General features: G+C 69.2%; 24 protein-coding genes. 11 read left to right on the top strand and 13 right to left on the bottom strand.

Annotated features, from left to right (window positions below; translation table 11 throughout):
- Positions 1–2 precede the first annotated feature (2 nt).
- Positions 3–332 (top strand): hypothetical protein, encoded by a 330-nt coding sequence (locus tag ACLF5H_RS00300; RefSeq protein WP_421674031.1) that lies wholly within the window; start codon positions 3–5, stop codon positions 330–332.
- A 7-nt stretch (positions 333–339) separates the two neighbouring features.
- Here the strand turns inward: ACLF5H_RS00300 and ACLF5H_RS00295 are convergent, their stop codons facing one another.
- Entirely contained in the window at positions 340–744 is a 405-nt protein-coding gene (locus ACLF5H_RS00295) for an ATP-binding protein (protein WP_421674030.1), read from the bottom strand.
- A 145-nt stretch (positions 745–889) separates the two neighbouring features.
- On the opposite strand from ACLF5H_RS00295, the gene ACLF5H_RS00290 reads away from it, so the two are divergent.
- From ACLF5H_RS00290 to ACLF5H_RS00270, 5 genes are all read left to right on the top strand, one after another.
- A complete protein-coding gene (locus ACLF5H_RS00290; RefSeq protein ID WP_421674029.1) occupies positions 890–1,675 on the top strand; it encodes a helix-turn-helix domain-containing protein in 786 nt (261 codons plus the stop codon).
- Complete coding sequence (locus ACLF5H_RS00285; RefSeq protein WP_421674028.1) at positions 1,672–1,917, top strand: DUF397 domain-containing protein; 246 nt, start codon at positions 1,672–1,674, stop codon at positions 1,915–1,917. Before ACLF5H_RS00290 ends, ACLF5H_RS00285 begins: the two co-directional genes overlap by 4 nt.
- 69 nt (positions 1,918–1,986) lie before the next feature.
- Positions 1,987–2,229, top strand: a complete 243-nt coding sequence (locus tag ACLF5H_RS00280) for a DUF397 domain-containing protein (RefSeq protein ID WP_421674027.1) — start codon at positions 1,987–1,989, stop codon at positions 2,227–2,229.
- The gene (locus ACLF5H_RS00275) at positions 2,226–3,128 is read left to right on the top strand and encodes a poly-gamma-glutamate hydrolase family protein (RefSeq protein ID WP_421674026.1); all 903 of its coding nucleotides are present in this window, start codon (positions 2,226–2,228) and stop codon (positions 3,126–3,128) included. The genes ACLF5H_RS00280 and ACLF5H_RS00275 overlap by 4 nt, the downstream gene beginning before the upstream one ends.
- Before the next feature lie 101 nt (positions 3,129–3,229).
- Positions 3,230–5,950 (top strand): SpoIIE family protein phosphatase, encoded by a 2,721-nt coding sequence (locus ACLF5H_RS00270; RefSeq protein ID WP_421674025.1) that lies wholly within the window; start codon positions 3,230–3,232, stop codon positions 5,948–5,950.
- Between the two features lie 101 nt (positions 5,951–6,051).
- On the opposite strand, the gene acnA is transcribed toward ACLF5H_RS00270, so the two are convergent.
- Positions 6,052–8,769: an aconitate hydratase AcnA gene (gene acnA, locus ACLF5H_RS00265; RefSeq protein WP_421674024.1), complete on the bottom strand. Its 2,718-nt coding sequence runs from the start codon at positions 8,767–8,769 to the stop codon at positions 6,052–6,054.
- A 223-nt stretch (positions 8,770–8,992) separates the two neighbouring features.
- On the opposite strand from acnA, the gene coaD reads away from it, so the two are divergent.
- Together coaD and ACLF5H_RS00255 are read left to right on the top strand one after the other, a co-directional pair.
- Entirely contained in the window at positions 8,993–9,418 is a 426-nt protein-coding gene (gene coaD, locus ACLF5H_RS00260) for a pantetheine-phosphate adenylyltransferase (RefSeq protein WP_421674023.1), read from the top strand.
- A 357-nt stretch (positions 9,419–9,775) separates the two neighbouring features.
- Positions 9,776–10,564: a DUF4232 domain-containing protein gene (locus ACLF5H_RS00255; RefSeq protein WP_421674022.1), complete on the top strand. Its 789-nt coding sequence runs from the start codon at positions 9,776–9,778 to the stop codon at positions 10,562–10,564.
- Positions 10,565–10,589: 25 nt separating this feature from the next.
- Here ACLF5H_RS00255 and ACLF5H_RS00250 read toward each other — a convergent pair whose 3' ends face one another.
- Positions 10,590–11,036 carry a rhodanese-like domain-containing protein gene (locus ACLF5H_RS00250; RefSeq protein ID WP_421674021.1) on the bottom strand — a complete coding sequence of 149 codons (447 nt, stop codon included), beginning with the start codon at positions 11,034–11,036 and terminating at the stop codon, positions 10,590–10,592.
- Between the two features lie 151 nt (positions 11,037–11,187).
- On the opposite strand from ACLF5H_RS00250, the gene ACLF5H_RS00245 reads away from it, so the two are divergent.
- Both ACLF5H_RS00245 and ACLF5H_RS00240 read left to right on the top strand, forming a co-directional pair.
- Positions 11,188–11,634 (top strand): Lrp/AsnC family transcriptional regulator, encoded by a 447-nt coding sequence (locus tag ACLF5H_RS00245; RefSeq protein ID WP_421674020.1) that lies wholly within the window; start codon positions 11,188–11,190, stop codon positions 11,632–11,634.
- 159 nt (positions 11,635–11,793) lie between these two features.
- The gene (locus ACLF5H_RS00240; RefSeq protein WP_086806810.1) at positions 11,794–13,323 is read left to right on the top strand and encodes a helix-turn-helix domain-containing protein; all 1,530 of its coding nucleotides are present in this window, start codon (positions 11,794–11,796) and stop codon (positions 13,321–13,323) included.
- Positions 13,324–14,046: 723 nt separating this feature from the next.
- On the opposite strand, the gene ACLF5H_RS00235 is transcribed toward ACLF5H_RS00240, so the two are convergent.
- From ACLF5H_RS00235 to ACLF5H_RS00215, 5 genes are all read right to left on the bottom strand, one after another.
- The gene (locus ACLF5H_RS00235; protein ID WP_421674019.1) at positions 14,047–16,602 is read right to left on the bottom strand and encodes an FtsX-like permease family protein; all 2,556 of its coding nucleotides are present in this window, start codon (positions 16,600–16,602) and stop codon (positions 14,047–14,049) included.
- Positions 16,602–17,342, bottom strand: a complete 741-nt coding sequence (locus ACLF5H_RS00230; protein WP_421674018.1) for an ABC transporter ATP-binding protein — start codon at positions 17,340–17,342, stop codon at positions 16,602–16,604. The genes ACLF5H_RS00235 and ACLF5H_RS00230 overlap by 1 nt, the downstream gene beginning before the upstream one ends.
- Before the next feature lie 4 nt (positions 17,343–17,346).
- Positions 17,347–17,937 (bottom strand): ArsR/SmtB family transcription factor, encoded by a 591-nt coding sequence (locus tag ACLF5H_RS00225; protein WP_421674017.1) that lies wholly within the window; start codon positions 17,935–17,937, stop codon positions 17,347–17,349.
- Positions 17,938–18,057: 120 nt separating this feature from the next.
- Positions 18,058–19,293, bottom strand: a complete 1,236-nt coding sequence (locus ACLF5H_RS00220; protein WP_421674016.1) for a cation:proton antiporter — start codon at positions 19,291–19,293, stop codon at positions 18,058–18,060.
- A gap of 174 nt (positions 19,294–19,467) precedes the next feature.
- A complete protein-coding gene (locus ACLF5H_RS00215; RefSeq protein WP_421674015.1) occupies positions 19,468–19,653 on the bottom strand; it encodes a hypothetical protein in 186 nt (61 codons plus the stop codon).
- 9 nt (positions 19,654–19,662) lie between these two features.
- Between ACLF5H_RS00215 and ACLF5H_RS00210 the strand changes: the two genes are divergently transcribed.
- Complete coding sequence (locus ACLF5H_RS00210) at positions 19,663–20,247, top strand: hypothetical protein (RefSeq protein WP_421674014.1); 585 nt, start codon at positions 19,663–19,665, stop codon at positions 20,245–20,247.
- Positions 20,248–20,796: 549 nt separating this feature from the next.
- On the opposite strand, the gene ACLF5H_RS00205 is transcribed toward ACLF5H_RS00210, so the two are convergent.
- From ACLF5H_RS00205 to ACLF5H_RS00185, 5 genes are all read right to left on the bottom strand, one after another.
- Positions 20,797–21,069, bottom strand: coding sequence for a VOC family protein (locus ACLF5H_RS00205; protein WP_093892593.1), 273 nt, complete (start codon positions 21,067–21,069; stop codon positions 20,797–20,799).
- A gap of 85 nt (positions 21,070–21,154) precedes the next feature.
- On the bottom strand, positions 21,155–21,559 hold the full coding sequence (locus ACLF5H_RS00200) for a hypothetical protein (RefSeq protein ID WP_421674013.1): 405 nt from the start codon (positions 21,557–21,559) through the stop codon (positions 21,155–21,157).
- Positions 21,560–21,673: 114 nt separating this feature from the next.
- Positions 21,674–22,603 (bottom strand): DUF721 domain-containing protein, encoded by a 930-nt coding sequence (locus tag ACLF5H_RS00195; protein WP_421674012.1) that lies wholly within the window; start codon positions 22,601–22,603, stop codon positions 21,674–21,676.
- Entirely contained in the window at positions 22,600–22,776 is a 177-nt protein-coding gene (locus ACLF5H_RS00190; protein WP_421674011.1) for a hypothetical protein, read from the bottom strand. The genes ACLF5H_RS00195 and ACLF5H_RS00190 overlap by 4 nt, the downstream gene beginning before the upstream one ends.
- Positions 22,777–22,928: 152 nt before the next feature.
- Positions 22,929–23,927, bottom strand: coding sequence for an ArsR/SmtB family transcription factor (locus ACLF5H_RS00185; RefSeq protein ID WP_421674010.1), 999 nt, complete (start codon positions 23,925–23,927; stop codon positions 22,929–22,931).
- Positions 23,928–23,972 lie beyond the last annotated feature (45 nt).

Genomic DNA, 23,972 nt, shown 5'->3' with positions numbered 1-23,972 from the left:
CGTTGATCGCCATAGCAGCAGCCCTCGTAGAGATCGCGCTCATCGCCGTACAGCGTTGGCGCGCCCCGTCCGGTGCCCCGAAGCAGATGTCCTGGTCCCATGCGGCCGCGGCGCCGGCCGCGGGCGTGGTGGGCTGGCTGCTCATCGGCAGGCCCGAGACCACGTGGGACGATCTGTGGCTGCCGCTCTTCTTCGGGGTGATCCTCGGCACCGAGGCCGCGCGGGCGGCGCGGATCCTCTCCGGCAAGGAATGGACGGGCTGGGCGACGGCCTGCGGCAGCGGAGCGGCCTCGGCCAACTGGCTGCTGGCCACCCCGCTGCCCTTCATGTGACGGCCCTTCACATCAGGGCGAACTCGCACCACACGATCTTGCCGGGGTTCCGCTCCCCCACGCCCCACGTGTCGGCCAGCGCCGACACCAGCAGCAGCCCGCGGCCGCCCTCGTCCAGAGTGGGGTGCGCGACCTGCGGGACGCCCGTTCCGCTGTCATGGACCTCGACCCGGACGACGGTTCCGTCCCGGCGCAGCCGCAGCAGGAAGCCCCGGCCCGGCGGGACACCGTGCACGACCGCGTTCGTCGCCAACTCGCTCACGCAGAGCAAGACGTCCGCGCTCCGCTCCCAATCGGTCAGCCCCCAGTACGACAACGACCACTCCGCGAACCGTCTGGCAGCGGGGACGGAGCGGCGGGCCCGCGCGTAGAACTGGTCGCGCTGACGCAGGAGTTCAATCTGCTCGTTCACGGGGCGAATGTCGCGCAGCGTGACTAGCCTGCGGCAGTAGGTGATCCCGTACAGATTATTTGTACGGGATCGTGCGGGGTGGCGTTCCGATGGCACGGGGAGTTCAACAGACATGACAGCTACACGGAGGAAGAACCAGTCGGCCATGAAGATGCTCGGCCGTCAACTGGGCGCGGCACGGCGGGCGGCCGGTCTGAGCCAACTCGCACTGGCCGCGAAGCTCAGTGTCAACGACGAGACGATCGCATCGATCGAACAGGGCCGACGCCCGCTGAAGTTCGACATCGCGGAGAGGTGTGACGAACTTCTGGGCACCAAGGGGACGTTGGCGGCCGGGGTGATGAACCTCCCGGAGATCGACCAGTTTCCGCTTTGGGTCGAGGAGTACATGGACCAAGAGAAAGTTGCCGTCACGCTGTCGTGGTACGACGCGATGGTCGTGCCTGGCCTGCTTCAGACTGAGGCTTACGTGCGCACGGTTCTGCAAAATCGCGTTCCCGCGTACGAGGAGGAGGAACTGGAGAGAATGCTGCGACTGCGGCTCAATCGCCAGGAGATCCTTAACCGCAAATGCCCCCCGACACTGAGCTTCGTGGTGTGGGAGCCAGCACTGCTGCTGCATATCGGCACCGAGACGATCCGTAGAGAGCAGATGCGATATCTGCGCGAGGTAGCCGAACTGCCTTTCGTCTCACTCCAAGTGCTACCACTGGACAGCCCCCTGCACGCAGGGGTCGCGGGCCCCTTCGCCATCCTGGAAACCCCGGACCACCAAACGCTCGCCTACACCGAATCGCAGCGCGGAAGCCAGTTGGTCTCCGATCCAGAAAGGGTGTCTCGCCTGGCACGCAAATATGCGATGCTGCGGACACAGGCCCTGAACATCCAGTACTCCAAGGGCTTGCTCGACCGCCTGCTAGGAGAGCAATGAGCACGGAAGCACTTCAGTGGTTCAAGTCGACGTACAGCAGCGACGAAGGCGATGCCTGTCTCGAAGTCGCTGTCTCCTGGCGCACGTCGAGCCATAGCAGTAGCGAAGGCGGCCAGTGCGTCGAAGTCGCCTCCTGCCCCCACTCCGTCCTCGTCCGGGACTCCAAGCAGGACCCCTCCCACGCGCCCACCCTCCGCGTCAGCCCCCTCACCTGGGCCGCCTTCACCTCCGCCGTGCGATGAACAGCAGACGCGCGCCGTCCTCGCCGTCGAGATCTCAAGAGAACTGCTTGATCGTCTACTAGGAGAGCAATGAGCGCCGCACTTCAGTGGTTCAAGTCGACCTACAGTGGGAGCGAAGGCGGCGCCTGCCTCGAAGTGGCCCTCTCCTGGCGTAAGTCGAGCTACAGCGGCAGCGAAGGCGGCCAATGCGTCGAAGTCGCCTCCTGCCCCCACTCCGTCCTCCTCCGGGACTCCAAGCAGGACCCCTCCCACGCGCCCACCCTCCGCGTCAGCCCCCTCACCTGGGCCGCCTTCACCTCCTCGGTGCGATGAACAGCAGACGCGCCGTCCTCGCCTCCGTCGCCGCCCTCGCCGCCGGGCTGCCCACCGTCAACGCCGTCGTCAGCGGCTCCGGTGCCACCCCGGCGAGCGCGGCGGACCAGTACGGGTCCAACACGGAGCTGTACACCCGTACCGCGGACCGTGAGGGCACCGACTGGGTGCGCCGGTTCCGGATCGGCGCACCGGCGCAGGTCACGGACAACGCCCGGGCCACCAGCAGCCCGCTCGGCGGCACCGCGGTGATCGCGCCGCACGGGGGCGGGATCGAGGCCGGTACGAGTGAGCTGTGCATGGCGATCGCCGGGTACACGCCGTTCGAGACGGACACCGACCCGGCGGGCGCGGCCGTACCGGGAGAGCCGCAGCGGGACTACTGGATGTTCGAGGCGCTGGCGAACTCCGCCGCGCAGCATGTGACGTCCACGCACTGCGACGACCCGGCGGCGCTGGCCGTCTGCACGGGCAACCTGTACGCCGTGTCCCTGCACGGGTTCGACGACACGTCCGTGAAGAAGGTGATCGTCGGCGGCCGGGACGCGCGGCTGAAGCGGAACCTGCTCGCGGCGTTCACGAAGTACGGGCTGACGTCTCCGGCGGCCAAGTCCGACTGGGACGTCACCGTGGTCCTCGCGGACCCCTCGACCTCGATCGACGGCGACGACCCGGCCAACATCGTCAACCGCACCCGTACCGGCGGCGGCGCCCAGCTGGAGATATCCACGGCGCTGCGCAAGGCGATGTTCGGCGACTTCTCCGGCGCGGCCAAGCGCCGGACGACCGCGGGCGTGCCGAGCACGGCGAGTCCGTACGCCGACCACTTCTGGACCGGCTTCGTGGGTGCCGTACGCGAGGCGGTCAAGAACCATGAGCGGGGCCTGGACGCGCTGTAGGGACCGGCGCCGGATCATCGGCGGTTCCACCCCCTAGAACACCTGTCCAATCTATGGACGGACCATGGCCACACAGCGGACCCCGGTGCTACAAATGCGGCATGTCGGACACCGTTGCTCGATTCAGACGCCTGCTCTGGCGTTCTGTGGTCGGCGGGAGGCAGTGGAGCGTCGCCAAGCAGGTCTTTCTGCTCCAGGCGGCCCTCGTGGTGCTGCTGGTGCTCAGTGGCGTACTCGCCCTCTTCCTCCAGTCCGAGCGGGACACCACGGCCGAGGCCCGGCGGCGTTCCGTGGCCGTGGCGGAGACCTTCGCGCACTCCCCCGGCGTCCTCCAGGCGCTGGACACCCCCAGGCCCTCCACGGTGCTCCAGCCGCTCACCGAGGCCGGGCGCAAGGCGGCCGGGGTCGATTTCATCGTCGTCATGGACACGCACGGCATCCGCTACACGCATCCGATACCGAGCAAGATCGGCCAGCGGTTCGTGGGCAACATAGCGCCCTCGCTGGCCGGGCAGGTCTACACGGAGAGCGTGCACGGTCCGCTGGGCCGCGAGATGCAGGCCACGGCGCCGATCGAGGACGCGCACGGCAAGGTGGTCGCCCTGGTCTCCGCCGGGCTCAAGGTCAAGAACGTCACCAGCGAGGTGGACCGGCAGATCCCGATCATCCTGACCGCCGGGGCGGGCGCGTTCGTGGTGTCCACCGGCGGCACCGCGCTGGTCGGGCGGCGGCTGCGGCGGCAGACGCACAGCCTCGCGCCGGACGAGATGACCCGGATGTACGAGCACCACGACACGGTGCTGCACTCGGTGCGCGAGGGCGTCCTCATCGTCGGTGACGACGGCCGGCTGCTGCTCGCCAACGACGAGGGGCGGCGCCTGCTGCGGCTGCCGCCCGACGCCGAGGGCAGCCATCTGTCCGAGCTGCCCGGTCTGGACCCCGAGACGGTGGAGCTGCTGGCCTCCGGGCGGGAGGCCACCGACGAGGTGCTGTTCGCCGGGGAGCGGCTGCTCGCCGTCAACCAGCGGCCCACCGACCACGGCGGCGCCCCTGGCGGCACCGTGGTGACCCTGCGGGACACCACCGAGCTCCAGGCGCTCTCCGGGCGCGCCGAGGTCGCCCGGGAGCGGCTGAAGCTGCTCTACGACGCCGGTCTCGGCGTCGGCACCAGCCTGGACGTGCGGCGCACCGCGGAGGAGCTGGCGCGGATCGCCGTACCGCGCTTCGCGGACTACGTCACCGTCGATCTGGATGACGGCATCCTGCACGGCGAGGAGCCCGCCCCCACCGCGGCCACCCTGCGCCGTATCGCCGTGCACGGCATCCGGGGCGACCATCCGCTGTACGAGCAGGACCGGCTGATCGACTTCAAGCCGTTCACGCCCCAGGCGCGCGGCTACGGCTCCGGACATTCCGAACTGGTGTCCGACCTGGCCGCCGCGACGGACTGGCGGGCGCAGGACCCGCAGCGCACCGAGAACATCCTCGAATACGGCATCCAGTCGCTGATCTCGGCTCCGATCCGGGCCCGCGGGGTGGTGCTGGGCATCGCCAACTTCTACCGGGCCAAGCGTGACCCCTTCGACGAGGAGGATCTGACGCTCGCGGACGAGCTGGTGGCCCGGGCCGCCGTCAGCGTCGACAACGCCCGCCGCTACGCCCGTGAGCACACCCTCGCGGTCACCCTCCAGCGCAGCCTGCTGCCGCGCGCGCTGCCCGAGCAGAGCGCCCTGGACGTGGCCTACCGGTATCTGCCCGCCCAGTCGGGGGTGAGCGGGGACTGGTTCGACGTGATCCCGCTGCCGGGCAGCCGGGTGGCGCTGGTGGTCGGCGACGTCGTCGGGCACGGGCTGCACGCCGCCGCCACGATGGGCCGGCTGCGGACCGCCGTACACAACTTCTCGACCCTGGATCTGCCCCCCGACGAGCTGCTCAGCCATCTGGACGACCTGGTCGGGCGGATCGACCAGGACGAGGGGGACGGGGAGGACTCGGACGCGATCGTGGGGGCCACATGTCTGTACGCGATCTACGACCCCATCACGCGCCGGTGCGCCATGGCCCGCGCCGGGCATCTGGCGCCCGCGCTGGTGCATCCCGACGGCAGCGTCACCTACCCCGAGCTGCCCGGCGGTCCGCCGCTGGGGCTCGGGGGCATGCCGTTCCAGACGGCGGAGCTGGAGCTGGCCGAGGGGACGCAGCTGGTGCTGTACACGGACGGGCTGATCGAGGACCGTACCCGCGACCTGGACGAGGGCCTCGAACTGCTGCGGCGGGCGCTGGCCGGGCACCCCGACCGCACCCCGGACGCGAGCTGCGGGGCGGTCCTTGAGGAGCTGCTGCCGCAGGGGCCCAAGGACGATGTGGCGCTGCTGGTGGCGCGGACCCGGGCGCTCACATCCGAGCAGGTGGCCGACTGGGACGTACCGGCCGATCCGTCCGCCGTGGCGGGGCTGCGGCGGGCCGTGACGGAGCGGCTGGAGGAGTGGGGGCTGGAGGAGCAGGCGTTCGGCATGGAGCTGGTGCTCAGCGAGCTGGTGACCAACGCGATCCGGTACGGCTCCGAGCCGATCAGGCTGCGGCTGATCCGGGACCGGGCGCTGATCTGCGAGGTGGCGGACGGCAGCAACACGTCGCCGCATCTGCGCTACGCCGCGACGACGGACGAGGGCGGGCGGGGGCTGTTCCTGGTCCAGCAGATGACGGAGCGGTGGGGGACGCGGTATTCGCCGCAGGGGAAGGTGATCTGGGCGGAGATGGCGCTGCGGGGGGCTCCGCCGGTCATGCCGGAGTTGACGCTGGACTCGTTCGACGCGATCTGAGGGGGCCGGGGTGACGCGGCCACGGGGGCGGGGGTGCGGCAAGAGAGAGGGCCGCACCCCCGTTGCCGGGGGTGCGGCCCTCAACTGCTGGTGCTGATCGCTTACTTGCGGATCAGGCTGCGCAGCACGTACTGCATGATGCCGCCGTTGCGGTAGTAGTCGGCCTCACCGGGGGTGTCGATGCGGACGACCGCGTCGAACTCGACGCCCGTGTCGGTGGTGACCTTGACCGTGCGCGGCGTGGTGCCGTTGTTCAGCTCGGTGACACCGGCGAAGGAGAAGGTCTCCTCGCCCGTCAGACCGAGGGACTCGGCCGAGGTGCCCTCGGGGAACTGGAGCGGCAGGACGCCCATGCCGATGAGGTTCGAGCGGTGGATGCGCTCGTACGACTCGGCGATGACGGCCTTGACGCCGAGGAGCGCGGTGCCCTTGGCGGCCCAGTCGCGGGACGAACCGGAGCCGTACTCCTTGCCGGCCAGGACGACCAGCGGGGTGCCGGCGGCCTGGTAGTTCTGCGAGGCGTCGTAGATGAAGGACACCGGCGCGTCGGCCTGGGTGAAGTCGCGGGTGTAGCCGCCCTCGGTGCCCGGCGCGATCTGGTTGCGCAGGCGGATGTTGGCGAACGTACCGCGAATCATGACCTCGTGGTTGCCGCGGCGCGAGCCGTAGCTGTTGAAGTCGCGGCGCTCCACACCGTGCTCGGTGAGGTACTTGCCGGCCGGGGTGTCGGCCTTGATGGCACCGGCCGGGGAGATGTGGTCGGTGGTGACCGAGTCGCCCAGCTTGGCCAGCACGCGGGCGCCGGTGATGTCGGCGACCGGGGCCGGCTCCATGCCCATGCCCTCGAAGTAAGGGGGCTTGCGCACGTAGGTGGACTCGGCGTCCCACTCGAAGGTGTTGCCGGTCGGGACCGGGAGCGACTGCCACTGGGCGTCACCGGCGAACACGTCCTGGTAGGACTTGTTGAACATGTCCTCGCCGATGGCGCTGGCGACGACCTCGTTCACCTCGGCCTCGGAGGGCCAGATGTCCTTCAGGTAGACCGGGTTGCCGTCCTGGTCGGTGCCCAGGGCGTCCCGGGTGATGTCCACCTTCATGGAGCCCGCGATGGAGTACGCGACGACCAGCGGCGGGGACGCCAGGTAGTTCATCTTGACGTCGGGGTTGATGCGGCCCTCGAAGTTCCGGTTGCCGGAGAGGACCGAGACGACGGCGAGGTCGTGGTCGTTGACCGCCTTGGAGACCTCCTCCGGCAGCGGGCCGGAGTTGCCGATGCAGGTGGTGCAGCCGTAGCCGACCAGGTTGAAGCCCAGCTTGTCCAGGTACGGCGTGAGGCCGGCCTTGTCGAAGTAGTCGGTGACGACCTTCGAGCCCGGGGCGAGGGTGGACTTGACCCACGGCTTGCGGGACAGGCCCTTCTCGACCGCCTTCTTGGCGACCAGGGCGGCGCCGATCATGACGTACGGGTTGGACGTGTTGGTGCAGGAGGTGATGGCCGCGACGGTGACCGCGCCGTGGTCGATCGTGTAGGTCGAGCCGTCGGGGGCGGTGACCTGGACCGGGTTGGACGGACCGCCGTTCGGGCGGACGGCCGGGGCGTCGGAGGCCGGGAAGGACTCCTGGCCCGCCTCGTCCACGACGTCCACGTAGTTGAGGACGTCCTGCTTGAACTGCTCGGCGGCGTTCGCGAGGACGATGCGGTCCTGCGGGCGCTTCGGGCCGGCGATGGAGGGGACGACCGTGGAGAGGTCCAGCTCCAGCTTCTCGGAGAAGTCCGGCTCGGCCTTCGGGTCCAGCCACAGGCCCTGGGTCTTGGCGTACGACTCGACCAGCGCGACCTGCTGCTCCGAACGGCCGGTCAGACGCAGGTAGTTGAGGGTCTCGTCGTCGATCGGGAAGATCGCGGCGGTGGAACCGAACTCCGGCGACATGTTGCCGATGGTGGCGCGGTTGGCCAGCGAGGTGGCGGCGACGCCCTCGCCGTAGAACTCCACGAACTTGCCGACGACGCCGTGCTTGCGCAGCATCTCGGTGATCGTGAGCACCAGGTCGGTGGCGGTGGTGCCGGGCTGCAGCTCACCGGTGAGCTTGAAGCCGACGACGCGCGGGATCAGCATGGAGACCGGCTGGCCGAGCATCGCGGCCTCGGCCTCGATGCCGCCGACGCCCCAGCCGAGGACGCCGAGGCCGTTGACCATGGTGGTGTGCGAGTCGGTGCCGACCAGGGTGTCGGGGTACGCCTTGCCGTCGCGGACCATGACGACACGGGCCAGGTGCTCGATGTTCACCTGGTGGACGATGCCGGTGCCCGGCGGGACGACCTTGAAGTCGTCGAACGCGGTCTGGCCCCAGCGCAGGAACTGGTAGCGCTCGCGGTTGCGGCCGTACTCCAGGTCGACGTTCTGCTTGAACGCGTCGCTGGTGCCGAACTTGTCGGCGATGACGGAGTGGTCGATGACCATCTCGGCCGGGGAGAGCGGGTTGATCTTCGCCGGGTCGCCGCCGAGGGCCGCGACGGCCTCGCGCATGGTGGCGAGGTCCACGACACAGGGCACGCCGGTGAAGTCCTGCATGATCACGCGGGCCGGCGTGAACTGGATCTCCTGGCTGGGCTGGGCCTGCGAGTCCCAGCCGCCGAGCGCACGGATGTGGTCGGCGGTGATGTTCGCGCCGTCCTCCGTGCGGAGCAGGTTCTCCAGCAGGACCTTGAGGCTGTACGGCAGGCGGGCCGAGCCCTCCACCTTGTCCAGCCGGAAGATCTCGTACGACTCGTCGCCCACCTGCAGCGTGCTGCGGGCGTCGAAGCTGTTCGCCGACACGACAGTCTCCTTCATTGATGTGCGCCTACCACCGTCAATCCTGCCGCCACGCCGGTTTGGCCGGTCCAGTAAGGTCAGGCTAAGTTAGGCTTGCCTTACTAGAGTGGCGGCTACGGTGCGCCTCGGCAGATATCTCGATGTCGAGATAACTCTAGTACATGGGTGCCGGATGGTCATGCCGGGGAGGGCTTCGGGACGTCCTTTGCCGATACCCTCTCCGCTCATGCGAGCCCTCTTTCCAGGATCCTTCGACCCAGTCACTCCAGGGCACCAGGATGTGCTGCGGCGTGCGTCTCTCCTGTTCGACGAGGTCGTGGTCTGCGTGATGTTCAACGCGAACAAGACCGGGCGCTTCCCCGTCGCCGAGCGGCTGGAGCGGCTCCGCGCGGCGGCGGACGGGCTGGGCAATGTCACGGTCGACTCGCACACCGGCGGGCTGCTGGTCGACTACTGCCGCGGGGCCGGGATCGATGTCGTCGTCCGCGGGGTGCGGGACGCCAAGGATCTGGACTACGAGATGCCGATGGCCCGGATGAACCATGAACTGGCCGGGGTGGAGACGTTCTTCCTCCCCGCGGATCCGGCTCTGGCCCATGTCTCCTCCAGCCTCGTCACCGCGATGGGCCGGTATGCGGGGGGCGACAAATAGGCGGGCAACTAGGTGAGCAAATAGGCGGGCAGCAAATAGGGCATGTGTCTGCCGGTGGGCGGAACTGTGGCTTCCGCCATGGCTCGGGGGGCGGGGCGCTGATGGGATGCGTGGATGCGCAAAGCCACCTCCTCATTCCTTCCGGCCGTCGTTCCCGCCGCCGTTCCCGCCGTCGCCGTGCTGCTGTTGCTGACGGCGTGCGGGTCCGAGCACGCAGGGGGTTCCGGCGAGGCCGGGGCGGGGTCCGGATCGTCCAGGTCGTCCGGGTCGTCCGGGTCCGCGTCGGCCGGGTCCGCGTCGGCCGGGTCCGGGTCCGGGTCCGGGTCCGGGTCCGCGGTTCCGGTTGACGATCCGCCCGTGGACGGTGTCCGGATCACCTCGGTGACGATCCCCGCCGCCACGCCGAGCCCCACCCCCTCCGACCACCTGGTGCACGCCGACCCGCTTCCGGCCGCCGACTCCGGGATCTCGGCCACCTACGAGGTCACCAACAGCGGCGGCCAGGCGCTGACGTACACGGTGCTGTTCGACTTCACCACGGACAGCGGCGCGGTCATGGGCAACCACTCCGAGACCGTGCGCTCGGTCGCCCCCGGCACGACGAAGCGCGGCACGGTACGGCTGGGGGCACCGGCCCCGGGATCGTCACGGGTCAGCCGGATCAAGGTCGCCCAGGTGACCCGGGTGCCCGCCGCCGAGGCACCGCCCGCGCCCGGCGTGTGCCCGCCCTCCGGCATCCGCCTCACCAATGACGCCGGCGACGCCGCGATGGGGCTGCGCGTGGTGGGCCTGCGCCTGGAGAACTGCGGCAAACGGGACTACGCGCTCGACGGCTATCCGCGACTGGAACTGCTGGACGACGACCTGGCACCCGTCCGGGGCGTCCAGATCTTCCACGGGAGCGGCGGCATCAGCACCGGCACCGGATTCGACGACCCGGCCCGCCCGCTGCTCCTGAAGCCGGGCCAGAGCGCGGTCTCGGGCCTCATGTGGCGCAACACCACCGGGTTCGGTACGGCGGTCAACGTTCCGTACGTCAGGGTGCGGGCGAAGGACGGCGCCGCCCCGGTGACGGTCACGCCCCATCTCGACCTGGGTACGACGGGCAAGCTGGCGGTCCGGGCCTGGACGCGCGAGACGTCGTAGCGCCCGGTCCGATTCCGGCCGTGCGTCAGCAGCCGCAGGCGCCCGCGACCGGGGCGACGAGGGGGTCGGCGGGGCGGTGCTCCGGGCCCCGCGAGGTCTCGTAGGCGAAGCCCTCGCGCACCCAGTACTCGAATCCGCCGAGCATCTCCTTGACCTGGTGGCCGAGTTCGGCGAGGGCGAGGGCGGCACGGGTGGCGCCGTCGCAGCCGGGGCCCCAGCAGTAGGTGACGACGGGGACGGCTCGGTCGAGCAGGGCGGGGGCCCGTTCGGGGATGAGCGCGGTGGGGAGGTGGACGGCGCCGGGGATGCGCCCCTGGTCCCAGGCGTGGGCGGAGCGGGAGTCGAGGAGCACGAATCCGGGGCCGCCGGGGGTGGCGAGGGCGGCGGCCACGTCGGCGACGTCGGTGTGGAAGCGGAGGGAGGCGCGGAAGTGGGCGGCGGCTTCGGTGGGGGTGGCGGCCGTCATAGGCATGGGGGTGGAGCCTTTCGTCATCTTGGGGGTGGCACTCGGCTCTGTTGTCCGGCTGTCCGGCTTGAATCTACGGACCGAAATCGGCGCTCTGAAGGCTCGATCCACGGCGATGTCACCCGATCGGCCGGGGAATCCGTGCTATTTCTCGACCATGACCGCGATATCCCTGGACGCCATTGACTGGCGCATTCTCGACGTCCTCCAGCGGGACGGCCGGACCAGCTTCGCCGACCTCGCGCGGGCCGTCTCCATGTCGGCCAGTGCGGTCACGGAACGCGTGCGCAGGCTGGAGGAGGGCGGGGTCATCAGCGGCTACGCGGCGGTCGTGGACCCGGAGCGGGTCGGGCTGGCCATCATGGCGTTCGTACGCCTGCGGTACCCGAACGGCAACTACAAGCCATTCCATGACCTGGTCGAGGCGATGCCGGAGATCCTGGAGGCGCACCATGTGACGGGTGACGACTGCTTCGTCATCAAGGTGGCGGCACGCTCGATGCGCCATCTGGAGGAGATTTCGGGACGGATCGGCGGTCTGGGCTCCGTGACGACCAGCGTCGTCTACTCGTCCCCGCTCCCACATCGCCCCATCAGCGGCTAAACCCGTAATGAGCGGCATTGCGGAACGAATCGCCCATGGGCCACTCATGGGGCACCCCTGACCGGCGCATTCCGGGGAACCCGCAGGTCATTGACGCGCCATCACCCGAATGGACCCCCCAAGCGAGCGCCATCTCATATCTGAGATAACCTCAACCTCATGGCAGACGACTACCTCGTACGCATCGGCAAGCTCATCCGTGACGCCCGGCAACACCGGGGCTGGACGCAGACGCAGCTCGCGGAGGCGCTCGGCACCAGTCAGAGCGCGGTCAACCGCATCGAGCGCGGCAACCAGAACATCAGCCTTGAGATGATCGCCCGCATCGGTGAGGCTCTGGACAGCGAGATCGTGTCGCTGGGCTACGCGGGCCCGATGCATCTGCGGGTCGTCGGCGGCCGTCGGCTGTCCGGTGCCATCGACGTCAAGACGAGCAAGAACGCCTGTGTGGCCCTCCTCTGCGCGTCCCTGCTGAACAAGGGCCGCACGGTGCTGCGCCGGGTCGCGCGTATCGAGGAGGTGTACCGCCTGCTGGAGGTGCTCAACTCCATCGGCGTGCGCACCCGCTGGATCAACGACGGGGTCGACCTGGAGCTGGTCCCGCCGGCCGAGCTGGAGATGACGGCGATCGACGCCGAGGCGGCCGTACGCACCCGCTCCATCATCATGTTCCTCGGCCCGCTGCTGCACCGGATGGACCAGTTCAAGCTGCCGTACGCCGGCGGCTGCGACCTCGGCACCCGGACCATCGAGCCGCACATGATCGCGCTGCGCCGGTTCGGGCTGCAGATCGCGGCGACCGAGAACCAGTACCACGCGCAGGTGGACCGCACGGTCAGCCCCGACCGCCCGATCGTACTGACCGAGCGCGGCGACACGGTGACCGAGAACGCGCTGCTGGCCGCGGCGCGGCACGACGGCGCGACGGTCATCCGCAACGCGTCCTCCAACTACATGGTCCAGGACCTGTGCTTCTTCCTGGAGGCACTGGGCGTCAAGGTGGAGGGCATCGGCACCACCACGCTGACCGTGCACGGCGTGCCCAACATCGATGTCGACGTGGACTACTCGCCCTCCGAGGACCCGGTCGAGGCGATGAGCCTGGTGGCCGCGGCGGTGGTCACCGAGTCCGAACTCACCGTGCGCCGGGTGCCGATCGAGTTCCTGGAGATCGAGCTGGCGGTCCTGGAGGAGATGGGCCTGGACCACGACCGTTCGCCGGAGTACTTCGCGGACAACGGCCGTACCCGGCTGGTCGACCTCACGGTCCGCCCCTCCAAGCTGGAGGCGCCGATCGACAAGATCCACCCCATGCCCTTCCCGGGCCTGAACATCGACAACGTGCCCTTCTTCGCCGCGATCGCTGCGGTCGCCTCGGGCCAGACCCTGATCCACGACTGGGTCTACGACAACCGCGCGATCTACCTCACCGACCTCAACCGCCTCGGCGGCCGCCTCCAGCTCCTCGACCCCCACCGCGTCCTCGTCGAGGGCCCCACCCGCTGGCGCGCCGCCGAAATGATGTGCCCCCCGGCACTGCGCCCCGCGGTGGTCGTCCTGCTGGCGATGATGGCGGCGGAGGGGACGTCGGTGCTGCGCAACGTGTATGTCATCAACCGGGGTTACGAGGACCTGGCGGAGCGGCTGAACTCCATCGGCGCGCAGATCGAGATCTTCCGGGACATCTGACGGGCAGGGTGTCGTGCCCCTTGGAGACGAGGGGCACGACACCGCGACATGTTGCCTGACCTGCGAATACTTACCTTCACGACCTTTCACTGATCTCTTTTGTCTTTCAGCGCCTTGTGCAATGCATGTGCAAGATGGTCTTGAATAGCCGACGATGCGTCAGGTAAACCTGAGTAGTCGTCAGCCTTCACGCAGAGTTGTCACCGAAGCGACCTCGCAACGTCCGATGTCGGTCGCGTCACGCCGACCGCGTGTGGTCGAGAAGGACCTACACCGCGCGGGCGTGGGTTCTCTCTTGCAGACAGGCGCCGGTGGCACGGGCTAAGCACCCATCTCGTCGAAGCGCTCGCTGTGACGACGTGCTGCCAGCTCACTGTCCGCCCGTTGCCGTCTTCGTCCCTCCGCCATGCCGGGTCACCCGAGGACGGCATTGCATGCGGACGGCTCCGTGAGTGAACGCCGGGCCGGTGGACTTACTCGCCCAAACGTATGCCTCGCCGGGCTGCGGCTGCGCCATCTGCTCAGAGCGCAGGTTGGCGAAGGCGGTGTTTGCTTTCTGAAGCCATCTCGTCATCAACCTTCATATGGAGCGCAGTCAAGCGGCCCGAGAGGGCCTCCACGTCAGGCCTCACAACCCGACCCTGAAGACCCTCACCCGAACAACAAGCCCGTGGGCCGCGCACCTCCGCCGCGCCCGCCTCATCCTTCTTCTCGCTTCGGGCCTCAGTCTGCGATCGTGTCAGTGGGGTTTGGCCGCAGGGTGATCCTGCCGGGCAGCACCGTCGCGATGAGGGCCAGCGTCGCGGCTGCCGCCACGATCGTCAGATAGGTCACGGGAGACATGGCTGGAGCCGCCTCACCTGTCATGCCGATGCTGAAGGACGTGAGCGTGGCCAACGAGATCCCCGTGCCGAGCACGATCGCGGTGAGTGCCACGGTCAAGGCCTCCAGGCGGAGCATCCGCAGGACCTGCCGCCGGGTCATGCCGGCCAGGCGCAGGAGGGCGAACTCGCGTGACCGGTCGGCGGTGGACATGGCCAGGGTGTTGACTGAGGCGATGGCTGTGAAGGCCACGATGAGCCCCATGGCCACGTAGTCGACCTCGGCGTTCTCCTTGTGGGTCGTCGCTTGACGGTCCGCCATACGTCCGCTGCCGGTGACCACCGCGCCGGGGAAGTCCCTCACGACCCCTGCCAGTTGCTCCCGTGCCGTGTCCCGCTTGGCACCGCCGCCGACCGTGACGAGCACGGCGTCGCTGAGCGGATCGTCGATGTGACCGGCCACGAGATCGTGTGCCATGGTCAGGTCTCCGAAGCCCAGACCCCGCTTGTACACCGCGACGACGCTCACGGTGGCGGGAGTGCCGTCGCCCAGCACCAGCTTCATCGTGTCGCCGGGATGAAGGCCCTTGCTGTTGGCGACCACATCACTGACGGCGACCGCGTGGCCGCCGAGTCGGTCCAATGAGCCCTCGGTGACCTTCAGGTCCATGGTCGAGGCAAGGCCGCGGGGGGTTACGCCCTGGACGGAGTACTTGTCCAGGGCGGGCGTGCGGACGGACGTGTGGACGATCTCGGTCACGGCCATCACGCCGGGCAGGCCCCGTATCCGGTCGGCAACGGCGCCGGGCACACCGGGACCTGTGGAGTCGACCGCCCAATCCGCTGTGACACCGTCGCGGACCTGGTGCTCGGCCGCGTTGCCCAGGGTGGTCTGGACGAAGATGATGGTGGACGCCATGCCGACCAGGAGGGTGAGCGGCGTGATCACGGCCGCCAGCCGCTTGGCGTTGGCGCGGGCGTTGTGCGCCGCGAGGTACCCGGCGGCCCTGGACAGCCGCAGCGGAACACCCAACACGGCCAGTGCGCCCTTGGCCGTCAGCGGGCCGAGCAGCGCGAGCCCGATCGAGATCACGAGGACCACGAGGTAGGTCACCGGCATCGAGGCCGGTTCCGTGTGCAGTGCGGCCAGGACCACGAACAGCACGATCCCGCCGGCCAGTGCGATTACCCCGGCCACAAGCCGCCCCCAGGGCAGGTGGTCGCCCTCGATGGCGGCTTCGGACATCGCCTCGGCCGGACGGATCCGGGAGATGCGCCGCGCTGAGATGCGCGCCGCCGCCCACGCCGCGAACAGTGTCGCGGCCATCGCCGCCAACACCGGGAAGGGGCTGCGGACGAGCTTGAGGGTCTCCGGGATCGTCCCGAAGTCCACGAACTTTCCGTGCAGCCAGACCGCCAGCGGCAGACCGGCCGCCGCGCCGAGCAGACCGGCGGCGAAGCCGACGCACACCGCCTCCCGGCCGATCAGCCGGCGCACCTGCTTGGGGGTTGCCGCCACGGCTCGCAACAGGGCGATCTCCGGGCGGCGTTGCTGGATGGACAGAGCGAACGTGCCGGACACGACCAGGACCGCCACAAGCAGCCCGATGGCGCCGATCGCGCCTCCCATGCTGATCAGCTTGACCCGGGCCTTGGCTGCCCTGAGGAACTCCACCCGGCCGCGGTCACCGCCGGTGGACACCTGCTCGTGGGGCGAGTCTCCGAGGGCCTTCCGCACCGCCTTGGCCAACTCTTCAGTGCTCACGCCTTCCTTGGGCAGCACGCCGATCACGGCTTCCTGGCCGAGGTGGCCGGCCAGCCGGCGAGCCTCGTCCGAGGAGAAGAAGACCGCGGCCTGTTCCTTCAGATCGCCGTCGGGGGTGGTGGCGATCCCCGTCACCGTGTAGGTCGAAGGCGAGCCGGTGGCCTGAACGGTCACCTTGTCGCCGGGGGCCAGACCCGCGCGGGAGGCCAGCCCCCGGTCGATGACGATCTCATGGTCGGTCCGTGGAGGCGTCCCCTTGTCGATGCGGAACGGTGTCAGCTGGGCAGACGCCCATGCGTGTCCCGACGACTCCTTGCCGTCCGGGCCACTGAAGATCCTGCCGTTGGATCCGACCACGTACGCGGGGAAGTCGAGTTCCGGCACGACCGTCCCCACCCCGGGCGCCGTCTCGATCCGCTCTCGGGTGGCCGAGGGCAGCCACACCCTTTCGTCGAGCGGCTTGGCCTTGTCCTTGGTCTTGCCCTTCTTCTTCGTGACGTGGTGGACGTTCTGGTCCGCCGCCACGATGACCGGCGTGCCGGAGTACCGCTCGGTACCGATCTCGCCGCGCAGTCCGGTCTCCAGCAGACCACCGCAGGCGGTCACCAGAGCCGCGGCGCACATCAGCGCCAGGAACGCCCCGGTGAACCCCGCCTTGCGGGCCTTGAGGGACTGCAGTGCGTAACGCAGCATCAGGCCCACGCTCCGAGGTGTGTCATGCGGTCGGCGACGCGGTCGGCGGACGGCGACTGCATCCGGTCGGCGATGCGGCCGTCCGCGAGGAAGAGCACCGTGTCCGCGTAGGACGCCGCGACCGGATCATGGGTGACCATCACCACCGTCTGGCCGGTGGCGTCAACGCACGAACGCAGCAGGGTGAGGATGTCCCTGGCCGTGACCGTGTCCAGCGCGCCGGTCGGCTCGTCACCGAAGATGACATGAGGGCGCGTGATCAACGCACGAGCGATGGCGACCCGCTGCTGCTGGCCGCCGGAGAGCTGGGACGGCCGCGTGTTGGCCTTCCCCGTGAGACCCACCCGGGCCAGCACCTCCTCCAGCCAGCGCCTGTCGACCCGTTCACCGGACAGCCTCAGTGGCAGGATGATGTTGTCCCGGACCGTCAGTGACGGCACCAGGTTGTATGCCTGGAAGACGAATCCGATGTGCTTGCGGCGCAGTTTCGTCAACTGGGTCTCGTTCATGCCGCTGAGCGCGATGCCGCCGATCCAGCATGCGCCGGAGGTGAGGCTGTCCAGGCCCGCCGCGCAGTGCAGAAACGTGCTCTTGCCTGATCCCGACGGGCCCATGACCGCGGTGAAGGTGCCGGGTGGGATGGCGACGGACACCGTGTCGAGCGCCCGGACGACACGCCCTCTGCGGTCTGCGCTGCCGTAGATCTTGGTCACCGAATCGAGCCGGACGGCCTGGGGCATGCCGCTAAGCAACGTCTTCTCCTGACGGGTTCGGGGCCGGAAAGGCCAGGAATCGGGTGAGCACGGTCCGTGCCCCCGCCGGGGCTCCCTCAGGCCGCTTGTACCGGTTGAGGAGCGCGATGTACTCCTCGAAGAGGTCGTGCAGCTCTGTGAGGGTCACCTGGACGGTTCCGCGTGAGTGGGGGAAGGCGTCCAGCCACTCCCCCAGGTCGTCGCCTTGCTGCTGCAGCTGTTCGAACAGCCGTAGATCCGCGGTGTAGGCGAGCCGGTTCATCTCGTCGACGACGACACGGGTTTGCGGATCCTGCGCGCCGCGCGTCGGTAGCCGTAGGTCGCCCGAGACCGCACGCCACCAGCGCTCGCGACCGCGTCCCTTGCCCTTGTTCCCGGATGCGGCGTCGGCCCGGATCTCCTCGACGAAACCGTGCCGGGCGAGTTCTCGCAGGGGGTAGCTGGTCGCGCCGGTGTTGAGATCGAGGGCGCGGGCGAGGGTGGCGGAGGTGGCCGGGCCGTGCATGGCCAGCTGTTCGAGCATCTGCTGGCGTCTGGGATGTGCGAGAGCCTTCAGCCCGCTGAGGGAGGGGGTGAACGTCATGTCCACAGATTGCTGTGCACAGACCTTTGTGCACGATCCTGCAGGCACCCCGGGCCATGGTGGGGATATTCCTACCATGGCCCGTGGCCACCGGCCGGCCCGGCACTGCCACAGCGGGAGTTACCTTTCCGCCACGGTGCTCGGCTGCCGCCGCGATGGTGGTTGCCCTGCGCGGAGGTGGGCTCGTGCCCGGTCGAGCAGGGACAGGAGAGGGCCCGTCAGGGTGGTGGTGACGAGGGCCATCACCACCAGTGCCAGGAACATGGGCGGTGTCACCATTCCGGCGCTGTAGCCGACCTGAAGGACGATCAACTCGGTGAGTCCCCGCGTGTTCAGCAGGACACCGAGGCGTGCCGCTGTCCATCGGGACTCCCCGCTCAGGAGTGCCCCGAGACAGCCGCCGCCGATCTTGCCCAGCATGCCCAGTACGGTGGTGAGGATCAGCAGTGTCCAGGGCGCCGAGCTGAGGCTTTTGGTGAACACGGTGATACCGGTGACCACGAAGAACACCGGTACGAGTGGCCTGCCGCATCGTGTCACGGAGGTCACGGCCGTGGTCCAGGCCGACGACGTGCCCGTGGGCATCGCAAGGCCGAAGAGTGCTGCTCCGAAGATCATCGACAGGCCGAGTGATTCCGATATCAGTGCCGCCGCGATGGCACCGGCACCGACCGCGGTGGCTCCCAGGCGCGGGAACCTGGTGACCCACGCCCGGGCGGGCTCGGTGTGCAGGAGAGGTCTGAGCAGCAGCATGGTCACCGCCACTGCGGCTGTGATCGCCAACACCCACAGCGTGCCGCTCACGCTTTCCTTGTCGAGTCCGACCGCGACGGACAGCAGGATCCAGCCCACGCCGTCGAGAATGATCGCGCAGGTGAGGGCGAGCTGTCCCTCACGTGAGGTCGTCAAGCCACGGTCCGACAAGAGGCACGCCAGCACCGGCACCGCCGTGATCGACATAGCCACCGCGGTGAACAGCGCGAACGCGGGCAGTGGGGAGGTGCCGCGCAGCGTCGGGTCGTCGACGAACAGCACCCAGCCGACCAGCAGTGTGCCGGCGCGCAACGGGGGTACCAACGCACCGAAGACGATCCAGGACAGCGTGCGGCGGCCGGGTCCGGAGGTTCCTGTGCGCAGTTCGTGGGTGAGACCGACCAGGAGTAGCGCGAGCCCGGCCTCGCCGAGCGTTTTCAGCGCGTGCAACACGTCGCCGGGCAGTAGCTGCCCGAATACGTCCGTGCCGACCAGTGCCTTGACGGCCGGCCCGGCGAGCAGGCCTCCGGTGATCTCGCCGATCACCTCCGGCTGGCGTAGTCGCCGGGCCGCGCCGCGGCCGAGCCAGGCCAGTGCCAGCACGGCTACCACGCACCTGGACCTGATCGACCGGGCGTTCATCGACATGGCCGAGGGCCGCTTCGACCGGGTCATGCTCACCATGCCCCCGCGGCACGGAAAGAGCCGACGAGCTTCACGCTGGGCGCCGCTCTGGTACCTCCGGCGCAACCCCGGCCACCGCATGATGATCGCCAGCTACTCCGCGACCTGGCCGACGACCACGGCCGATGGATCAGGGACGTCATCTACACCTGGGGCGACGACCTCGGCATTCAGCTCGCACCCGGCAGCAAGGCCGTCAACCGCTTCGACATCGTCGGCGGCGAAGGCGGACTCCTCGCTGCGGGCATCGGCGGTGGCCTCACCGGATGCGGCGCCCACATCGCCATCGTGGACGACCCGGTCAAGGACATGGCCGACGCGGACTCGCCGACTATGCGCAAGCGTGCCTGGGACTGGTGGACCTCCGTCATACAGACCCGACTTGAACCGACCGGAGCCATCTGCCTGATCCAGACCCGCTGGCACGAAGACGACCTCGCCGGACGCATCCTCGCCACCGAGCGCGAGGCGTGGCGCGTCATCGACCTGCCCGCCCTCGCCGACAGCGCCGACGATCCCCTCTGCCGGGCACTCGGCGAACCCCTGTGGCCGGAACGATTCGACGCGGCCCATCACGCTCGCACCCGCAAGCGCGTCGGCGAACGGGTGTGGGGCGCCCTGTACGTGCAGAAGCCGCGTCCGCCGGAGGGAGGCGTGTGGAAGCGCGAGTGGGTCGACACCGCCCGCATCAACGCCGTCCAGTTCTCCGGCATCGACATGGCACGCATCGTCGTTGCCGTCGACCCCGCCGGCGGAGAGTCCACGGTCGGCGACGAGATCGGCGTCATCGGTGTCGGCCGGGACTTCGACCGGCAGCTGTACGTCCTGGTGGACCGTGTTCGGGTCGGGCACGTACGGCCGGTGCCGCCCTGACCGCGGCGGCATCTGGTCCAACTACGCGGTGGAGCGGGGCAGTTCCCCAGCCTCGCGGCCGCCGGCGCCGAGTGCCCGTCGCACGGTCGGCGTCGTCACGGTGCGAGTGCTGAGAACACCCCGAGACCGCAGCTCATCCAGGTCAGGGAGACGGATTCTGGGGAGTGCGCCAAGAAGGTCGGCTTGAGCAGCGTGGATGCTGTGCGGGGCCGGGGGGCCGGCACCGAGAGTGCGGCGGACAGTCACACGGTCATCGTACGGCTCGTATTACTGCTGCAGGTGGCGAACGTCCGGAGCGCTAGGCTGCCCCCGGCACAGCGCCTCGGGTGGTCGATACCTCAGCCCGCAGCTCGCGGGTGAACTCCTTCGGCCGCTCCACCTGCTCGGTGCGGGCCGCAGGGCGTGCACGGGGAGGTCGGGCCGGCCTGGCACCTCGGGCACCCCCGTGCCAGGTCCGCGCTGCCGAGCCCTTGGTCACCCGCGCTGCCCGCTTTGCCCGCTCTGCCCTGCGCGGCCGCGGAGGCCGGGCTTTGGCCTGGGCAGGCAGCGTCATGCTTCGTGATCGGGGTCGAGCACCACCCTGAACCTGTTGCCTTCCGGATCGGTCATCAGAGCTTCGACGGGGTCGTGGAGTTCTACGAGAGAGGCGCCCTTTGCGACCAGGGTCTGAACCTGTTCGGCGACGGTTCCGACAAGGACGGTGACGACCGGCAGCACCGCCGGAGATTCCGCCTGGCCGACGCTGTACGCACCATGGCCAGGGATGCTGCCCCAGAACCTCATCATTTTCTCAGGGTCCACGGCTTCAAAATGAACATGCATGCTCGCTGTCTCCCTTTCATCTGTGCGGCTGAAACCGGAAACGGCCCGCCGAATCACTCGGCAGGCCGTTACGGGTGAGCTGGCTTCAGCAGTCGATCACGGTGTTGTGCGAGTCCGCGATTCCGGGTGCGCTGAAGCGTCCGCGGTACTCGGCCTGAAGGGTCACCTGGGTGTTGTACGTCTCCTTGTGGCCGTCATGCACGCATTTGAGCCCCGGGGTGGTGTAGCGCCCGCTGCACTTCGTCCACCCGCTGTCCTTGTGTTTCACCGCATGCCAGTGTCCGTCGTAGGCCTCAAGGCGCTGAAGATCGACCTGCGCCCGGCACTTGTCCGGCGGCGGAGTCGAGCAGTTCGTGTAGTGACCCTGGGCGAACAGCGGGCCGGTGTGGGTGACCTGGAACGGCTTCTCTCCCAGGAACGTGCACCACGCCACCACGGTGGTGGGGCTCTTCGCAACGACCTGTCCCGTGCTGCGGTTCGGAGCCGTCACGGCCGACGCCGTGCCAGCCGACGCCAGCAGGGCCCCCGTCGCGAGAAGCGGGACAACGAAACGTGTCTTCACTTTTCCCCCAAAAAGTCGCGTATGTATCGCGCTCGGCCATCCTCACGAATTGACAGACGCCACACAAGATCCATGGCGCGAACTTTCCGTTGTTTGTCCGGTTTTAAGGGTGGAATTACCCATTCCACCCCACCCTTCAGTAGGGCAACGGTAAATTCGGGGCGCGGGCGGCTGGGTGCTGTCGAGCCGCCGCCGGGCGCGTCGGCCGGGACGGTGCGGATGGTCACCGGTAGCCGGGCCCGGCAGGTGAACCGGCCTGACGACGGCGCTCGATGCGGGCCTGCTCGATCCTGGCCGACCGGTCATCAGCCCCCTGCTCCGGCTCGGGGAACACCCGGCGGTGGAGCGCCCGCATCGCGGCGATCGGCCGCTCCACCGCCTCCGCGATGTGCGGGTCCACCCGCGACGGCGCGGCTCCACCTCCCGGCGCGCGGAGAGCACGCGGCGGTAGCCGTCCGAGGCCCTCTCCCGGGTACGCGGCGGCCCGACGGGCGCGGCCGCCAGCTTCGGGTCGGCGTCGCCCGGCTCGGTCACCGGCACCGTGCCGGGCACCAGGATCCGCAGGGCGCGTACGACCGTCCGGCCCGCCGACTGGTTGGCGGCCGCGATGACGCGGGTCTGCTCCAGCCGGGCCTTCGTCGTCCAGGCCGATGACTCCGGACACACGGTGAGCCGGCCGGAGTCGGCGTCGTACGACACGGCGGCGACGTGCCCGGCGAGCTCGGGGGCGATGGCGGACCACCGCTCACGCAGCGTCGCGCCGGCGGCCGGGAGCTCCCACGTGCACTCGGTGACCAGCGCGCCGATCGCGGCCCCGAGGCCCATCGGCTCGCGCCCGTCCCGGCGCACCGTACGGGTCAGCCGCGGCTTCGCCTTCGCCTTCCGGCCGCCGCCGTTGGCGCGCGCCACGTCCATCGCGGACCGCAGCGCGACCCGGGCCAGGTCGACACCGGACACCTCGTTGCCGCTCACGCCTGCCCCCACGGGGTGGAGCCGAGGTCCAGGTGACCGAGGCCCGAAAGGCGGTGCACGGTCGCGACGAATGACCTGGTGAACAGGCGCTGCGCGGAGTGCTCGCCGTACCGGGCGATGTGGTCGTGGACGATCTGGTGGTCGTGCGCGGCGCGGGTGCGCCAGTCCAGCACCTGCTCGCGGGTCAGGTCCTCCAGGACAGCCCTCGGGGAGTATCCGAACGAAAACTGGCAGCAGCCGCTGACGGATCATGGTCCGGCTGTCGTCGCGAGGGTGTTGACGCGGTTCTCGTACTCGCAGCGGGCCTTACGTGGAATGTTGAACCTCAGCTGTCGTGAGTTCGGGGTCTGGTAGCGGTGGTCGTGAGTTGGTCGCCGAGTGCGCTTCTCCGGTACAGCACATGCCGTCCGTCACGTGTCCGAGTGACCAGTCCTGTGGAGCGCAGGACACGCAGGTGCTGGGAGACCGCGCTCGGGGTGACCCCGAGTCGGCGGGCGAGCTCCACGGTGGGCAGCGGCTCCCCCAGGAGGCCGAGCAGTCTCGCCCGGGACGAACCGAGCAGAGACACCAGGGAGGTTGTGTCGATGGTCGGCATCTCCGGGCCCCACAGTGTGGCTACTCCCCGGCTGGGATAGACGAGGCTCGGCGGCTCGTCGGGGCTCACGGGAGGCGCGGGCTTGTGCGCGAACACGGACGGCATGAGCAACAGCCCGCGGCCGGCCGCCTCGACCCGGTGCCTGCTGATCATCTTGCAGATGTGCAGCTCGCCGTCTTGCCAGTGCAGGTTCGGGTGCATGTCGGCGAACAACAGTCGGGCACCCCCCAGGGCGAGCCGGCGGGCGCGGTAGGTCATATCAGCTTCCAGCACTCGTCGCATCTGCGGCCACACCGGCTCGATGGCCACCTCCCAGTACTGCCGCAGGAGATCGCAGATGGCGTCGCGGAGTCCGGCGACAGGCGCGGCGGCGGCGTCGCGGAGCGCTTCGGGCACAGGGTCGGGTGCGTGCGCGAGCAGCAGATCGCGGCGGACCCGGGCGCAGGACGCCTGGCGGACAACGGAGAGTTCTTCCTCGAAGGCCGGTGCGAAGCTCGTGGGATTCGGGGTCAGGAAGTCCGGAAGGGTACGGCGCACGGCGACCAGGGACATCAGCAGGCCGGTGTCGAGAGCGCCGAGTCTGCCGGGTACGGATCTGCGCCAGGGCAGGTGCAGCGCGGACAGGCTCGGATCCTGGAGCACTCGCAGGCTGAGCAGGGTTTCGTGCAGGGGTGAGAGGGCGAAGCGGGTGTCCGCGAGGTCCTCGACGCCGAGCACGAAGCTGATCATTAAGCCATACGCTACATCGATTGGCGACGCGACGCCGATGCCGTG

This window comes from Streptomyces sp. LaBMicrA B280, from assembly GCF_049222185.1.
Lineage (GTDB): Bacteria > Actinomycetota > Actinomycetes > Streptomycetales > Streptomycetaceae > Streptomyces > Streptomyces murinus.
Note: the sequence above shows the minus strand (reverse complement) of the source record. Positions and strands in the feature narration are given on the sequence as shown.

Excerpts from the sequence above, each read along its gene's own strand:
- ACLF5H_RS00280 (WP_421674027.1), top strand. The coding sequence starts at position 1,987 with ATGAGCGCCGCACTTCAGTGGTTCAAGTCGACCTACAGTGGGAGCGAA.
- ACLF5H_RS00185 (WP_421674010.1), bottom strand. The coding sequence starts at position 23,927 with ATGATCAGCTTCGTGCTCGGCGTCGAGGACCTCGCGGACACCCGCTTC.
- ACLF5H_RS00245 (WP_421674020.1), top strand. The coding sequence starts at position 11,188 with ATGACCGCGATATCCCTGGACGCCATTGACTGGCGCATTCTCGACGTC.
- coaD (WP_421674023.1), top strand. The coding sequence starts at position 8,993 with ATGCGAGCCCTCTTTCCAGGATCCTTCGACCCAGTCACTCCAGGGCAC.
- ACLF5H_RS00235 (WP_421674019.1), bottom strand. The coding sequence starts at position 16,602 with ATGCTGCGTTACGCACTGCAGTCCCTCAAGGCCCGCAAGGCGGGGTTC.
- ACLF5H_RS00285 (WP_421674028.1), top strand. The coding sequence starts at position 1,672 with ATGAGCACGGAAGCACTTCAGTGGTTCAAGTCGACGTACAGCAGCGAC.
- ACLF5H_RS00225 (WP_421674017.1), bottom strand. The coding sequence starts at position 17,937 with ATGACGTTCACCCCCTCCCTCAGCGGGCTGAAGGCTCTCGCACATCCC.
- ACLF5H_RS00230 (WP_421674018.1), bottom strand. The coding sequence starts at position 17,342 with ATGCCCCAGGCCGTCCGGCTCGATTCGGTGACCAAGATCTACGGCAGC.
- ACLF5H_RS00205 (WP_093892593.1), bottom strand. The coding sequence starts at position 21,069 with ATGCATGTTCATTTTGAAGCCGTGGACCCTGAGAAAATGATGAGGTTC.
- ACLF5H_RS00250 (WP_421674021.1), bottom strand. The coding sequence starts at position 11,036 with ATGCCTATGACGGCCGCCACCCCCACCGAAGCCGCCGCCCACTTCCGC.
- ACLF5H_RS00270 (WP_421674025.1), top strand. The coding sequence starts at position 3,230 with ATGTCGGACACCGTTGCTCGATTCAGACGCCTGCTCTGGCGTTCTGTG.
- ACLF5H_RS00275 (WP_421674026.1), top strand. The coding sequence starts at position 2,226 with ATGAACAGCAGACGCGCCGTCCTCGCCTCCGTCGCCGCCCTCGCCGCC.
- ACLF5H_RS00290 (WP_421674029.1), top strand. The coding sequence starts at position 890 with ATGAAGATGCTCGGCCGTCAACTGGGCGCGGCACGGCGGGCGGCCGGT.
- ACLF5H_RS00240 (WP_086806810.1), top strand. The coding sequence starts at position 11,794 with ATGGCAGACGACTACCTCGTACGCATCGGCAAGCTCATCCGTGACGCC.